Origin of the sequence: Rhodococcus sp. IEGM 1306 (assembly GCF_036541985.1) — a bacterium.
Lineage (GTDB): Bacteria > Actinomycetota > Actinomycetes > Mycobacteriales > Mycobacteriaceae > Rhodococcus_F > Rhodococcus_F qingshengii.
Genome location: NZ_JAZHFF010000014.1, coordinates 1 through 14,198, shown reverse-complemented (window position 1 = coordinate 14,198; position 14,198 = coordinate 1). Strand labels below are relative to the sequence as shown.

The 14,198-nt window shown below is 59.7% G+C and carries 15 protein-coding genes and 1 pseudogene; 2 read left to right on the top strand and 14 right to left on the bottom strand.

What is annotated here, in order from left to right:
- The 5 genes from V3587_RS27255 to V3587_RS27235 all read right to left on the bottom strand — a co-directional run bounded on the left by V3587_RS27255 (position 1) and on the right by V3587_RS27235 (position 4,050).
- The gene (locus tag V3587_RS27255) at positions 1–144 is read right to left on the bottom strand and encodes a hypothetical protein (RefSeq protein ID WP_235171471.1); all 144 of its coding nucleotides are present in this window, start codon (positions 142–144) and stop codon (positions 1–3) included.
- Between the two features lie 108 nt (positions 145–252).
- A complete protein-coding gene (locus tag V3587_RS27250) occupies positions 253–714 on the bottom strand; it encodes an Hsp20/alpha crystallin family protein (RefSeq protein ID WP_235171472.1) in 462 nt (153 codons plus the stop codon).
- Between the two features lie 199 nt (positions 715–913).
- The gene (locus V3587_RS27245; protein WP_235171473.1) at positions 914–2,284 is read right to left on the bottom strand and encodes an FAD-binding oxidoreductase; all 1,371 of its coding nucleotides are present in this window, start codon (positions 2,282–2,284) and stop codon (positions 914–916) included.
- Positions 2,285–2,563: 279 nt separating this feature from the next.
- Entirely contained in the window at positions 2,564–3,112 is a 549-nt protein-coding gene (locus V3587_RS27240; RefSeq protein WP_166812257.1) for a hypothetical protein, read from the bottom strand.
- A gap of 53 nt (positions 3,113–3,165) precedes the next feature.
- On the bottom strand, positions 3,166–4,050 hold the full coding sequence (locus V3587_RS27235; protein ID WP_283377486.1) for an MBL fold metallo-hydrolase: 885 nt from the start codon (positions 4,048–4,050) through the stop codon (positions 3,166–3,168).
- Between the two features lie 182 nt (positions 4,051–4,232).
- Between V3587_RS27235 and V3587_RS27230 the strand changes: the two genes are divergently transcribed.
- Positions 4,233–4,982, top strand: a complete 750-nt coding sequence (locus V3587_RS27230) for a pentapeptide repeat-containing protein (RefSeq protein WP_283377487.1) — start codon at positions 4,233–4,235, stop codon at positions 4,980–4,982.
- Between the two features lie 18 nt (positions 4,983–5,000).
- Here the strand turns inward: V3587_RS27230 and V3587_RS27225 are convergent, their stop codons facing one another.
- From V3587_RS27225 to V3587_RS27205, 6 genes and pseudogenes are all read right to left on the bottom strand, one after another.
- On the bottom strand, positions 5,001–5,459 hold the full coding sequence (locus V3587_RS27225; RefSeq protein WP_143538676.1) for an HtaA domain-containing protein: 459 nt from the start codon (positions 5,457–5,459) through the stop codon (positions 5,001–5,003).
- A gap of 173 nt (positions 5,460–5,632) precedes the next feature.
- A complete protein-coding gene (locus V3587_RS27220; RefSeq protein WP_253252960.1) occupies positions 5,633–6,070 on the bottom strand; it encodes a TetR-like C-terminal domain-containing protein in 438 nt (145 codons plus the stop codon).
- 9 nt (positions 6,071–6,079) lie between these two features.
- Positions 6,080–6,253, bottom strand: a pseudogene (locus V3587_RS30730) (helix-turn-helix domain-containing protein); the annotation flags it as partial.
- Between the two features lie 150 nt (positions 6,254–6,403).
- Positions 6,404–7,876 (bottom strand): MFS transporter, encoded by a 1,473-nt coding sequence (locus V3587_RS27215; RefSeq protein WP_283377488.1) that lies wholly within the window; start codon positions 7,874–7,876, stop codon positions 6,404–6,406.
- 279 nt (positions 7,877–8,155) lie between these two features.
- On the bottom strand, positions 8,156–8,425 hold the full coding sequence (locus tag V3587_RS27210; protein WP_283377489.1) for a WS/DGAT domain-containing protein: 270 nt from the start codon (positions 8,423–8,425) through the stop codon (positions 8,156–8,158).
- Between the two features lie 46 nt (positions 8,426–8,471).
- Positions 8,472–10,136, bottom strand: coding sequence for a hypothetical protein (locus V3587_RS27205; protein WP_283377490.1), 1,665 nt, complete (start codon positions 10,134–10,136; stop codon positions 8,472–8,474).
- Positions 10,137–10,611: 475 nt separating this feature from the next.
- Between V3587_RS27205 and V3587_RS27200 the strand changes: the two genes are divergently transcribed.
- On the top strand, positions 10,612–11,103 hold the full coding sequence (locus tag V3587_RS27200) for an FBP domain-containing protein (RefSeq protein WP_095971824.1): 492 nt from the start codon (positions 10,612–10,614) through the stop codon (positions 11,101–11,103).
- Between the two features lie 137 nt (positions 11,104–11,240).
- On the opposite strand, the gene V3587_RS27195 is transcribed toward V3587_RS27200, so the two are convergent.
- From V3587_RS27195 to V3587_RS27185, 3 genes are read right to left on the bottom strand one after another with little or no spacing between them, the layout of a single operon-like run.
- On the bottom strand, positions 11,241–11,981 hold the full coding sequence (locus V3587_RS27195; RefSeq protein WP_283377491.1) for an ABC transporter permease: 741 nt from the start codon (positions 11,979–11,981) through the stop codon (positions 11,241–11,243).
- Positions 11,978–12,913 carry an ABC transporter ATP-binding protein gene (locus V3587_RS27190; protein WP_283377492.1) on the bottom strand — a complete coding sequence of 312 codons (936 nt, stop codon included), beginning with the start codon at positions 12,911–12,913 and terminating at the stop codon, positions 11,978–11,980. The genes V3587_RS27195 and V3587_RS27190 overlap by 4 nt, the downstream gene beginning before the upstream one ends.
- Positions 12,910–13,272, bottom strand: coding sequence for a GntR family transcriptional regulator (locus V3587_RS27185; RefSeq protein WP_019747490.1), 363 nt, complete (start codon positions 13,270–13,272; stop codon positions 12,910–12,912). The genes V3587_RS27190 and V3587_RS27185 overlap by 4 nt, the downstream gene beginning before the upstream one ends.
- Positions 13,273–14,198: the final 926 nt, after the last annotated feature.

Below are 14,198 nucleotides of genomic sequence, written 5' to 3'. Positions count from 1 at the left end.
TCAGGGTTGAAACTCTTCGTTGTGGGGATTCTCCGGTGGACTGGTTGCGAGTATGCGCTTCCACCACTTTTGCCGCTGCGGGTCTTCGTTCCAGAGCACCGGTTCAGCGAGAGTGGGTTCGGGGGCAACGGTTGTCGCGGACATAGGAGACCTCCTGGGATGAAAGGTTCTTGTGCATGCGATTTCGCGCCAGGACTGCAGAATTTTGCAGCGTGATCCAGGCGTGTGGGTAGCGCTACAGATCCGATCAGGTCAGGCTTCGATCTGTCCCCGAGCTTCCGTCTCGGAATGTGCAGATCGGACAGGAGCCGCCGACGAGATTTCGATTCGCCTCGGTTTTGCCTTCTCGGCGATCGGCAAGCTCACGGTCAATACGCCGTTGTCGTACGAGGCGACGATCCGCTCGGAATCGATGTCCTCGCTGATGGACAACTGCCTTCTGTACGTTCCCGTGAAACGCTCACCGGCCAGCCACGTCACGCCCTCTTCGGAGAGGGCACTACGGTGCGCGGTCAAGGTCAGAGTCGAGCCGTCTACCTGTACGTCCACCGATCCCGGGTCGACGCCGGGGAGATCGGCATGCAGGACGTAGTGGTCATCGACCTTGTAGAGGTCCATCGGCATGAAGCGTGGACTTCGGTTACTACCGGTTCCGGTAGCAAGCAAGGATTTGGTGATCGCGTCGATGTCGGTGAAAGGATCGAAACGAAGCACAGCAACACACCTCCCGTATCGTCGAAGAAAGGTCACCGTCACCTCGACGGCGACCGAACTCACTGTGCGAGAACATGATAACCAAAGAATCTAGCACTCTGCAACCTCGAGTGCCAGATTTTTCGGTTGAGACTTCGGACCGAGATTCGGGAGGATGTGTGCCGAACTCGGGTCGCTGATTACTCGACCTTTGTGGCCTCTACGGGATCAGAACGCGCGGGTTCAAGATGTTGTTGGGGTCGACGGCGTTCTTGATTGCCCTGTTCAGCTTGATCACGACCGGGTCCAAGGCATTCGACAGGTTTCCTCGTTTGTGTTGTCCCACGCCGTATTCTGTTGTCACGGTCCCTCCCAGTGCCCTCACGAGGTCATAGATCTCTCGTCTCGCCGCGGCTGCAGATGCTGCGGCCGCTTCGTCGCCGACCGGATAGTTGAGGACGGGGTGTGTGAGCTCGTCCGCGGCGTGGGTGTAGCTGACGACAGTGGTGTTGTTGCGATTTGCTATGTCGGCTATACCGTCGGTGAGCTCAGGGAGCTTGTCGATCGGGACGGCAACATCGTCGCCGATGACCACGCCTTTCTGCTCGAAGGCTTCGTAGACGGCGTAGCGCGGACGGATGAACAGCTCACCTTCGTGATGGTCGTCGGTGACGAATACAGCTGAGGCTCCCCGTTTTTCGCAGTACGTGCGCATCAGTTCCATCTCGGCCTCTGCGGCGTTGCCGGCGTCGGAGCGCCCGATGAGGAGTGCCCCGGCGTCGGTGTCGAGTTCCATGCGAAGGAACTCTTCAGCCACCTTGATGGCGGCATTGTCGAGGATTTCGAGTTCTGAGGGGCGTGTGTGGTTTGTGATGTCCCGTGCGGCGGTGACGGCCTCGGACATCAGCGGGAAGAAGGCCACCAATGTGTGAGGAGTCGGGGGCTGAGGGATGAGCCGAAGTGTCAGTTCGGTTATCACTCCCAGAGTGCCTTCGCTGCCCACGAACAACTTCGTCAACGAGAGCCCGGGGGTGTCCTTGATGCGGTTTCCGCCGAGTTCAGCGATGGACCCATCCGCTAGCACAACGGTCATTCCCAGAATGTAGTCGCTGGTAACGCCGTATTTCACGCAACAAGGACCACCCGCGTTGGTTGCGGCGTTGCCGCCGATCGAGCAGATCTCGAATGACGACGGGTCTGGTGGATAGTACAAACCTTCTTTTGCGGCAGCGGCTTTCACATCGTTGGTGAGTGCGCCCGGTTCGACGATTGCCGTGCGTGACGATGCGTCGATCCGGATCGATCTCATTCGTTCGAGGCTGAGGGTTATCGCGCCGTCGATGGCCGTGGATCCGCCGACGACACTGGTTCCGGCGCCCCGTGGGACAACTGAAATACTTCGGCTGTCGGCGAAGCGAAGGGTCTCCTGCACGTCTGATGTCGTCGATGCACGAACAACGGCTACCGGTGTGCCTGCTGCGGGGTCGAAACTCCAGTCCTGTCGATAGGATTGGAGGAGATCTGGATCGGTGGTCATCGCGCCCGGTGACAGTCGCTGGGTGAGTAGATCCAAGTCGTCGACAGTGTCCATGATTCGAGTTTCAGCCTTCCGATCCGTGATGTTCTACCGAAACCGGTTGAACCTGAGGAATACCGATGGTCGGTCACCCACAAACCGCGTGGACATCAGTCGATGACGCAAGAAGTCTTGCCTCATCCGGGGTATGGGCGTGGACCAGGTAGTTGAAAGCTAGTGTCTCGAGTGCGGTTGAGATCCACTGAATGTGGCGTACGGCACAGTTCGTCCGCCACGGCAATCCCCAGCAACGAGCCAGCGATGGAGGAACCACACCATGACGGCACCGCTGTGTCAGATACTGCTGAGGTCCGATATCACCTGATCGAATGCTCCGGTACGGCCGGGAGTCACTACTTTCTGGAATAGCGTCAGCACGCACTCGTCGAGTGCGTCCGTTACCGACACGGTTTTCCGAGTGACGGTACTTCGGTTTGACCAGCGTCCGCGGGCCATGTGCGCCAAGGCGGATCCGTCGCGGAGAGCTGTCGCTCTCCGACTCGATGAATGCGCGAAGACATACGTCCGGTCGGAGATGACCACTTCGCATCGCTTGTTCTTTCGACGCATTGCCTTGGGTTGTTGATCTGTCACAGTTCCGGTCATCCCTCCGGACAATCGAAGTGTTGCGGGATGGCCTTTGCGGAAGGTGAGAACCTGTCGATCTCGAGCGGCGATCGACGAATCCCGCTTCCTTCTACCTGGCGTCTGATCGCCCTCGTCCGTGTGTGTTGGGAACAGTGCGCCGTAGACGCTTCCCGATGGATCGAAAATCGTTACGGCTGAACCGTCTTCGGCAAGATTGACAAACCATCCGGTATCTGTGGAACTGTTCCAATTCATGCCGAAGATTATGCTACGAGTGATCGTCGAGCGGCAGGTTGCCTACTACAACGTCAGAGGGCACGACGGTACGTCTTGTCTGCGACTGTGATGACGGCGCCGGATGCGATAAGTCGTTCGAGGTGAAGTTGCGCTGTTCGCCGTTCGACGGCGTCGACGTACGGGGCACTGACGTGGGGCCGGTAGACGAGGCGGTGGGCGACGATGTCTTCCAAGCGTTGTGGTTCATCGAGGAAGTTGACGAGTCGTTCTTCGCGGCTGAGGAGTTTGTCCCGGTAGGCGGTCAAGCGTCGACGGAATTCCTCGCTGCCCTCGATCACGCCTTTCTGGTGGAAAGTTCCGTACCAACGCGCGTCGATCGTTGCGACGTGGTCGATGGAGTCGAGAAAGTCGTTGACGCTGCTGCCAAGATCGCCGTACATCGGGCCGAAGGAGGTGAGGTCGATGTCGGCGACGTAGAAGAAGCCGTCGGGCTCGACAAGGACGCCGCAGTGTCCGCGAGTATGACCAGGCAAATGAATGACTGTCGCGGTGCGGTCGCCGAGGTCGAAGACGTGACCGTCATCGATCCCCGCCACATTCTCGTGCGTCGAGGGGATGCCGTACTGAGTTGCTATCGATTGCTGGACCTCGGCTCGTTGGCCTGGGGGAACGCCGTAGTTGGTGAGCAGCGTGTCGAGGGATGCAACCGCGGGTGCGTCGAGGTGGTGCGCGTAAACCGGTGTGTCGAAGTGACGTAGTCCGGCGATGTGGTCTTCGTGGCCGTGGCTGACGAATACGAGATCCGCGCCGACGGGGTCGCGGTCGAGAGAAAGGGAAGGGTCCATGACGAGGGTGCCTTCGGATCCGCTCACCACCACGGTGTTTCCGTAGGGGACGGCTCCACCGTTCTCCGGAATCAACACCGAGACCTTGCCGAATTCCACGGGTGTGAACATCTTTCGCCTCCCAGTGCGACGACAGTGTCGAGATGACACCGGCTTGCAGGCTCGAATCAGTCAGGACCTCTCGACAATATGCGTTGCCCCGACGACGGGATGAATCGGATAGTGACCCGGCTACAGGTGGCCCGTCTCTTGGCAGGCACACACCGGTTTTCGGTGCTCGATACGATCGATCTGTGAAGAAGGCCGAGATCACCGCACTGCGCCGCCGCTGGGCGGATGAGGATGTCGAGAATCTGCGCGCGCAATTGGTCGTCCAGTCGCGGATTGTCAAGCCCCCTCACACTCTCACTTCTCGTTGGGCAGAGACCGATGACGGTTTCGTGGATCTGCGCGGTCTAGTCGTCGGTAGCGATGGTCTCGACCTCAGATTCCTCGCACTCGAACGTGTTGATCTGAGCTACGTACGGGGCGCGCTCACCGCCTTCGAGGCTGAGATGTTCAACTGCCGTTTCGATTTCGCTGCGCTGACGAGTCAGCAACGACTCAATCGCCGATTCGAGCGATGCAGTTTCCGGGGAGTCACTGCTTCGCGTCTGACGATCGGACCGAAGGTCGTCGATTGCGATTTCACCGGGATGAAAGCACACAGGCTCCGCTCTGTGCCCAATACCTTGTTCGAGCGGTGCGCATTCGACGACTCGGACCTGGCAGGCGCGGAGTTCGCCGATACCGCCTTTGTCGATTGCACCTTCCAAAGCGCGCGATTCTCCGCGTCCACCAACTTCGAGCGGTGCACCTTCACTCGCACTGACATCGAGTTCTCGACGGCGAGGGTTTCGCGATCGACGAGTAACGGATCTACTCTGCGGGACCAGTGGGAAGGGAAGGCCCAAGCAGCCGTGGCGTTGGAGCGCCACGCAGTGCGTTACGCGTCCGCAGTCGAGATGGGGGAGGAGGACAACGTGTCCCTCGATCCATTCTGAAAGACCGCAAGATGTCTGTCAGTTGCGGTCACTGCCGATTGTCAATGGCGAGAGTCTCGTACCCGAAGGGTAATTGGCGCCGAACACAGCTGAGCCGGCGGCGGTCACCTGTACTTCGGCTCGCAGGACAGACGCTGAGCTCTCGATACCATCGAGGGTCGCAATCACGACGCGTTCCGGCGCGTCCAGAGCGGTCCTCACGCTCAGTTGCCCCTGCGTCTCGTTCACACGAACTTCCGGATCGGCAATGACGATATCGAGAAGCCCGTCGTGAGCACGAAGATGGATCGCGCCACTGAACTCGGCAATCCGAACCCCGACTGCGTCATGATGATCGGACGCCAGTGGCCAGACCAATTCGTCACCCAGCTCAACGAGGCCAGACACATACGAAATCTCACCCAGCGCGCGAACATACTGCAGCAGAGACTCTTTCACAGACCAACTCAAGATTGTGGGACTACTGTTCTCTGTCATTCCCAAGCCTCCTTCTCGTGCGCCGAAATGTGAACGGGACGTGATCCGCTCGGATCCTGACCGACCGGGCCCAGCGTCGACGACCTCGAGTCCCGTTCCAACGGCCACGCGCAATATCGTTCCATGGTTCGCCCGGCTATCCGTCGGGGTCGAACTACCGGCAACAGTGTTGGTTATTCGTCGTTGGATCCGGGATGGGATTTGAGGCCCGCGAGAACGAGGTCGACGACCAACTCGACGTACGTGTCGGATCCAGCTTCGAACTCTTTGATTTTGGACATCGGGGTCATCAAATAGTGGTGCTCAATTGTTCCTGCCACGGCGTCGAGAATCAGGGCCGGTGACGTTCCTTTGCTGATCTCTCCGCGTTCGATTGCCCGAAAGATAATTTCGCGACCGCCGGCAATGCTCTCACTGCGAAAGTCGGCAATTTCTCCCTCGAATAGTTCGGGATAAATCTTTGCATCGATCATGGCTCGTATTCGTACTGAGCCGTGCTTACCGAGCAACTGTTCTACCGTGACGTGACCGATCGCAATCAAGTCTCCTCGAAGCGTTCCGGTATCGAAGTCGAGGACGGTTCTCTTGCTCGATCGCAATGCATCCGACATTATCTGCTCTTTGGTCGTCCATCGCCGGTAGAGTGCTGCTTTTCCAACTTTGGCGTGTCGGGCGATGATATCGAGGTTCAATCTCGCCCAACCAAGTTCTCCGTACAAATCCAACGCAGAGGAAAGAATGCGTGTCTCTATGTCCGGGTCGCTGGGTCGCCCACGACCAGATGGTTGTGGCATGGCACGCGACATGGACCCATCATGCCACGCGCCATCGTCGGGTCTGTGTCGAGTCGTTGGTTCGGGTCAATCTCGACGGTGCAGCGAAAGTGAAGTCACTTTCTTGCTCGAAGTGAGAGGAAGCGAGGCAAAGCCTTCTCCCGCGCAGCGTCAAGATGATTCTCGGACCGGAAGATGGACCAATTGCTCAATCGTCTCGGGTTGGTATGCCTTTCCGCCTAGCTTGTTGAGGAAGGGGGCCAAGACGAAAATCAGAACACCGACTCCGATGCACACGGCCCAGATTGCGACGAATGCACTCTCAGTTGGCAGTTTCGACCCACTGATCAACATGCCGGACATGATTGCGGTAAAAACGGCTCCAGCGACTGCACCCGCAACCGTTCGCGATGTGTTGTACAGAGCACCCGCTATCGCGGAATCCTCCGGGCGTGCGCGCGAAATTACCAGAGCGGGAAGGATCGCGACGAACAAACCGATTCCGGCGCCGCCGACAAATCCCATTGAAATGAACGCGGTCTGCGAGTCTCGAAATACGATTAATCCAGCAAACCACGTGGAAATCAGAATCGCCGACATCTGCAATGCCGTCCGAGTGCCGAATCTCCGCGCAAAGCTGTCGGCGAGTGACGACGCAATCATGATGCCGATGGGTACTGGAGTGATCGCGAGGGCAATGCCCATCGAATCGAGACCGAATCCGTACCCGACGACTTCGGGTTTGGATGCGAAATACAGTGCTGAGACAGTGGCAGCTCCGTAGAATTGCAAGCCGAACAATCCGGTCAATCCCAACAGGAAACCCACCCCACCCTTGGTCAACAAGTTCAAATCGACCAGCGGGGTACTGATCTTCTTTTCGAGCGCGACGAAAGCGGCAAGTAACGCCAAGCCGCCACCAACTGCCATGAGCGTTGTCGCAGAAGTCCACCCCAGTTTGCTTCCGTTGCTGATTCCGACAAGGAAGATCGCGAGGCCGATGCCAAGCAGTGCTGCCCCTGTCCAGTCGATGGACCCAGTTGCACGGGTAGAGGTTTCGGGAACGAACAGTGCAATAGTGGCAAGGCTTGCCAGCACGAGTGCCGCGGGCACGAAGAGGACCAGAGTCAGGCTCGCGTTGGTTCCGAGTAGTCCGACCAAAAGGGTTCCTGCGGCTCCTCCGGCGCCAAGACACCCCACGAGAATTCCGATTGCGCGTCCTGAACTGGCACCCGCGCGTTCTCGGAGAATTGCAAGCTCGAGAGGAAGTAGTGCGCCCAGCGTTCCTTGGATGGCCCTGCCCAACAAGAAGATTCCGAAGGACGGAGCTACAGCTGTCAGGATCGTTCCGAGGGCTACGGAGCCGAGCACAACCATTACCATGCGACGATGACCGTATTTGTCACCCAGTTTGGCCAGTAATGGGACGCAGATGACGGTCGAAAGTAGGTATGCCGCCAAGACCCAGTTGAGTTGTGCGGGGTTGACGTCGAGCCTCTGTCCGATTTTCGGTATGAGTGGTATGTACCACGACTGCAACATTCCGCTGGTGACTTCGGAAAATGCGAGGAAGCCAACGGCGGCGAGCCCTCCGGCCTGGCGCGGAGAAATCACAGAACTCGACTGGACGTTCGGTTCGGTCACTGGATCCCCTCGGCGGAGTATTCACTGTGGGTTCGGTTGTTGCGCATCAGTTCTCGGTTCCTTGTCTTCGGGAGATTCGGAGTCGACCGAATTAGAGACGACTATCGTCCGCTGAACAGTATTGAGTGCCTTACTGATGTGTCAAGGCTCACAAAATTACTACTGGGTGGTAGCTAAATCGGGTGCTTGAACTCCTGCACTCGGCGGGTGTGGTCGAGTGTGCGAACCCGCGATGAGCGGCGTGTGGTCCGACATCAAGACATCACCTGCGGGGCACAGTCAGATTGCAGTGCTTGCTATTTCGTCGAGAGCTCGCTCGACGGCGTGCGCGATCTTGGAAGCTGGAGGCAGATGCTCTGCATCCGCCTGGATTCCGATCCAGAAGTATTCGTTGTAGGACGCCGCTGTGAAACCGACTCGAACATTGCCGGCCAACGGGCCAAGCGGCCAGGGTTCGACGAGCGCTGCCCCGGCGAGCGCGAGCGGGCCGTGCGGGCCGTGAACCGCGTCGACGGGCGATATCGGCACGTCGCGTGTGGTTTCCGCCATCTACAGAGCGTAATGGACGAACGGGCCTGGGCGACGCGGGTTTCAGCTAGCGGATCACCAAGTCGTGGTCGGTGGCGCTGAGGGTGATTGCCGCAATGTGGTTGCCGTGCATCCAGTCCCGCACGAACGTATCCAAGGCCGGATTGGATGCCCGATCTGCGTACGCGGTCGCCGGGATCTCGATTGCCCCGACGAGGTGGCGCGGATTGCTGTCGAGGCCGGACTCTCGGGGAGACATCCTCAACCCGTCGGCGGTGTGCAGGACGACTGGTAGCGCCGTGCCATCAGGTGCAGTCACGGTCGCGGTCCGGGTAGTGGCGGCCGGGTCGAAGTGGTCCACCTTCAGCTGGTATCCCGACGGCTGGGCGTGCTGGCCGATCGCGTCGAGCAGGCGCGGATCCACGACAGAGTACGGAAACCCGATGTCGATCAATGTTTGGCCGTCGATGGCGCCATTGCGAGCGGGCAGGGATGCGGACAAGTGCCAGGGGGCGGCGGGGGCGAGAGTGTCTGCCGAGCGGTCTGTCGGCGTGTTCTCGATCGCTGTGCCGAGGATGGGAGCGCCTGTCGGTGTGAACTCCCAGACGCCACCGACGAGATCCTTGTGCCAGAAGCCGGATTCAGCGTCGCGGCGGCCCTCGACGCGCAATTCCCGCCGGTTCGGGCCGGGACCGAGTGAGTGCACACTGATCGCGGATGTGACTTCACCCGGAATCTTGGGCTGGTGCACCCAGTCCGGCGCCGGAAGTTGGATCGCGGCGGTGTTGCGGTCGAGCGTTTCTGCAACGAGGTTGGGTGCGGTGGGCTTGCCCGACTGGTCTTCCCAGCTGTATCGGAAGAAGATCGAGTCGGAGCCCGAAGAGTCGAAATCAAATGTGCGGGTGTACATGTCGCCGTACTTGTTCATCACGAAGGTGGTCGATCCAGCCGCCGACAGCGAGTCGGCCCGGAACCGACCACCAAGCGGGCCGCCGATCTCGTAGCTGTCGTCGTTGGGCAGCCACGGGTCCGCATAGGTGATCCGGCTACCGTCCCCGGTCAAGGTGGGGATCATCGTCATCTTGGCCAGTCCGACGTAGTGGATTCGTCCCGCGACGTCGGTGAAGGTTCGGTTGTCCCACGGCGACGAGACGCTCAGCGCCCACCCGTTCGGCCGGTCGCCTGGGAGTTGTCTGCCTGGGCCACTCCACAGAGGCGCACCCCACGCTGAGGTCCAGTTCCACACCAGCGGATCCTGCGACGGGTTGTCCATCGTGTAGATCCAGCCGTTGTCGTCGACTGCAACCAGTTCGTCGTCGTCCAGCGATATCCCGACCAGTCGTCCACGCAGGCACTCGGGCATCGGCACGAAATGCCAGGCTTCCGTGGTCGGTACGCCAGGCTCCCGCGGACGGGCGAGCAGGTCGTGGTCGACGAGCGCGAAGTCCCAGAAGCGATTGAATTGAGTTATCGGCGTGCGAATCTCGACGGAGGTAGGGGCCGTCGAACCGGTGAACGTCGGTAGGTGCGCCAGCCCGACTCGGCCACCGCCGGAGGGCACACCTGGCGGCAGTTGGGCGGTTCCGAACGGTACGCAACTTGCCGGCCCGGATTCGGCGGGTGCTGCCGCGGCCAGGGGAGTGGACCACAGTAAACCGGCAGAGAGGAGGATGCCGACGCTCACCAGTCGCGATCGGTGCGGATGCGAAACTCCACTGTCGGTGTCGTTCACGGTCCGATTGTCGCATGATCGGCACGTTGAATCGGCAGAATGTGAGGATTGTCCATCTGTGTCGGTTGCAGCGCAGAGTCCCGACTGCTGTGTTGCGGGATTTCGGTGACTATTGGAGAGATTGTCCTGCAAGTGCTTTCGCAGTAGTCGGTAGACCGCTCCGCGACCAGGCAGGAATACCGATAGCAGGCGAACCACGTGTCTTATCCGAAGTCGCACGAATTCCTCCTGTCCAGTGCGCTATTCGTCTCTTCCAAAACCCCGCCCTTGCAGGTGTGACGCCAAATAGAGTGGCCCGTGACGCAGGCTTGTGGCTACCATCGCGGTGTGGACACGGTGAAGCCCTATGGGTGTGAGGGGGTTGTCGGCGTCGCTTACGCCGACAGCAGATAGCGCATTCGGACCCGACAGCACTTGGTGCTGATCGGGCCATGAGCTGTACCCACCTTCACCGAGCCGCGATTGGTAAACACCCATGATCATTTTGACCGATACATCTATCCGTTCCAGCCTCGTCAACGCGAGCCGCAAGGAGAAGTCCGATCTCACCCTGCCGGACGGCTTCGACGCCATCGACTTCGACGTTCTCGACTATCTGGGCTGGCGAGATCCCAAAATGGGCCGACGCGCCTACGCGATCGTCCCGACACTCGACGGGGAGACCATCGGAGTCTTGCTCGTTCAAGCGGAGGCCACTCCGCGGTCGCGCGCCCAGTGCTCCTGGTGCCGTGACACGCGACTTCCCAACGAGGTCGTCTTCTACGGCGCCAAGTTGGCCGGGCCCGCTGGTCGCCGCGGCAGCACGGTCGGAACACTGATCTGTCGAGACTTCCAATGCTCAGCCAATGTTCGTAACGACCCACCTCTTCCTTACACCGGCTACGACGCCTCCGCTGCGCGTCAGCACCGGAAAGATGAACTGGTGCTGCGTTCTTCGAGTTTTGTCGAGCGGGTGGCTCGGCAGTAGAACGGACCCGGGGACGCGATAGACCTGTTACGAAGTTCGGCCCCCTAGGCTAGGGAGGGGCCGAACTACCTGGGCGGTGTCGATCCGAGGGGCACTCGGAGACCGTGCGACATCTGGCGTCGCACATGATTACTCGGTCAGGGCGTTGCTCGACGTAAAGTGACCCAGGCTCCGGCTATGCAGGCGATGGCCAGGGCCAATGGAAGTAGTGCCATCGGCACCACTCGGGAAGTATCGGCAAACCACGAACCGATCGCCGGCCACCAGCTGGCCCAGGTGATTACGATCGCTGACAGGCCGAGCACACCGAAGAGGCCGGTGAGGGAGGCGAGCAAACCGGTGGTCCTCCACCGCTGGTAGATCGCACCTGTCAGCATTGCGATCGAACTGGTCAGCAGCAGTGTCGCGAACAGTGCGAGCAACTGAACGGCTGCGCTGTCGGTGAAATAGCGTGCGATGCCGAACATGCGCATGTGCACACCCCAGCCGTTGGTGGCGGATTCCACTACTGACAGCAGTTGTAGCGCGATTGCGAAGATTACGGACTGTGCCAGCGCCATTACTGTGGTGGCAGTGAAGAACTCGCGGCGAGTCACGCTGAGTCCGAGCGCGAACGGGAACGTCTGGGTCATCGACTGGAGGTAGAACGCCAGCACGAAACCGAAAACGGAGAACACACTGCCGGTGAATCCCTCACCCTCATCGTTCCGGACGATCGCGTAGATGGTGAAGCTGATGAGGAACGAGATCAACAGGATGCCCACCGGCCAGGCGATCAGCAACGGCCACGCGACCGTGTGCAGTTTGAGGACGGAACCGATCCTGGACCGGGTGGGCGCCTTCGGGACCGTCCGTGGCGCTGTCGTTGCGATGCTCATGCGGTGATCTCCTTGCGCTGCGTCGAAGTCGCGATGACAAGTTCCTGCAAAGATGCCGGTTCTACTTGGACTCCGGCCTCCCGCAGTCGGATTCGCTCGGTCTCTGTCACCTCGGCCTGCAACATGATTCGGCTGTGGGCGCCTAGTGTCTCCCGGCGCAGGACCCTGCCGGAGGTGGCAACGGCATCCACCGCATCAATGGGGCCGGATACCACTACGGCGCGACCTCGCAGTGCATCTGCGTCCTCGTCGACGACAATCCGGCCGCTGTCTACGACGATCACGTGCTCGAGCAGATTGGCTACCTCGTCGATAAGGTGAGTCGAAAGCACCACAGTGCGAGGATGTTCGGCGTAATCCGCAAGCAGTCGATCGTAGAACAGTTGGCGTGCAACGGCATCGAGGCCGAGATACGGCTCGTCGAAGAGCGTGAGCGGTGCACGGGAGGCAAGTCCGATGATTACCCCCAACGCTGACCTCATGCCGCGCGAAAGCTTCTTCACCTTGCGGCACAGGGGAAGTTGGAAGTCGTCGAGCAGTGTCTCGGCGAACGCGTGGTCCCAATGCGGGAGAAGATGGCCGGCGGCGACAAGTACGTGCTTGACCTTGAGGTCTTCCGGGTACGTCTGGCTTTCCTTGACGAAACACACGTTCGCCAGGACGTCGGCATTTTCGAAAGGGGCAGCGCCGAATACCTCGACGTCGCCGCTGGTGTGCAGGTCTTGTCCGGTCAGTATCTGCATGATCGTGGTCTTGCCTGCGCCGTTACGGCCGAGCAGGCCGTAGATCTTGTTCTGGCTGATCTCGAACGAGACGTCCGAGAGCGCATCGACGTCCCCGTAGCTTCTGTTCACTGCTCGCATCGAGGCGACGAGTTCAGTTTCGTCGAAACGCCTGACGTGCGACTTGGTCGTTGTCGTGCTCGAGTTCATCGGTCCGCCTTCCTGTCGTCCAGCATGGATTTGAGTTCGTCGAGGGAAATCTGAAGGCGGTCGGCCTCCATGACCAGCGGCTCGATGTATTGGCGCGCGAACGCTTCTCGTCGTCTGAACCTGAGTGCATCGCGGGCGCCGACGGTGACGAACATTCCGATTCCCCGTTTCTTGTAGAGGAGCCCCTCGCCTACGAGTTGATTGAGGCCCTTGGCTGCCGTCGCCGGATTGATTCGGTGGAACGCCGCCAGTTCGTTGGTTGAGGGCACCTGTCCGTCTTCCGGCAGTGAGCCGTCGATGATCGAGCCTTCGATCTGCTCGGCGATCTGCTGGAACAGTGGTCGTCCGTCGTCGATCACGATGATCGATGCCCGGTGTTCACTGGTTCATTACTCATGTAGTGAACCATAGAACGTCGTGGGGCATGTTGGCAATGAGATCGCGGAATCTGGCACCGATGACTTGGGTCTCCGAGCGCTACCTATCGGGACATTCATCGCAGAGGCTGATGGAACAGCTTGGATGCAGACCAGCTACGACTTCCAGATCCCGGGGCGTTGGGCACAGGCATTGAGCTTCTGCGGAACCGTGGAACCGCCGTTCTAGGTGGTCGACCACGGGACAGGGTTGACCGAAACACCCGTCAGCATCGGCAATTCGCCACCCAACGTGAACAGACGAAACCCGCGGCCTCGGCTTCGGGGCGTAACCCGCAGTCGTAGAACAGAAGCCGGACCGCACGCCGCGGTCGGGCTGTTTTTCGTCAACCCAAAGACGGAATCGCATCCACCGCAAGTAGGGACTTAGCGCCTCGTTTTGGTGTTTCTGTACTGATTCGCGATCCCGATACGTACGCTTCCGGCCAGGGAATCGGACACTCGACCAACAGGGGTATCAATGCCGAATGTGACAGTGAAGTTCGGGGGTTCAGACCCGGAAACAGCAGACCTCGCACGCCGGGCACTGCAACCAGTACTCGACAGCATCTACCGCACATACCGCAGGAAACCGCTCCCATTCGTCGAAGCCGCACTGAAACGCGCAGGCCGAGGGAGCTTCTCACAAGCAGGAATTGAGCGATTCGCCAATTACATTTCAAGAGGCGACCGACCGATTCTCACCAAATAGTGCGGCCGCCCGTGATCAGGCCGAAGACCGAAGCGCTTCCACCGGCTACCTGGTCGACGACTTGAAGTGGTCTGTGCCAACTAGTGCGGCGTGGGATAAATAATTAGACAGTTGGATTTGCGATACTTGCTTGTATGCGAGTTGCGCCTTTGGTTTT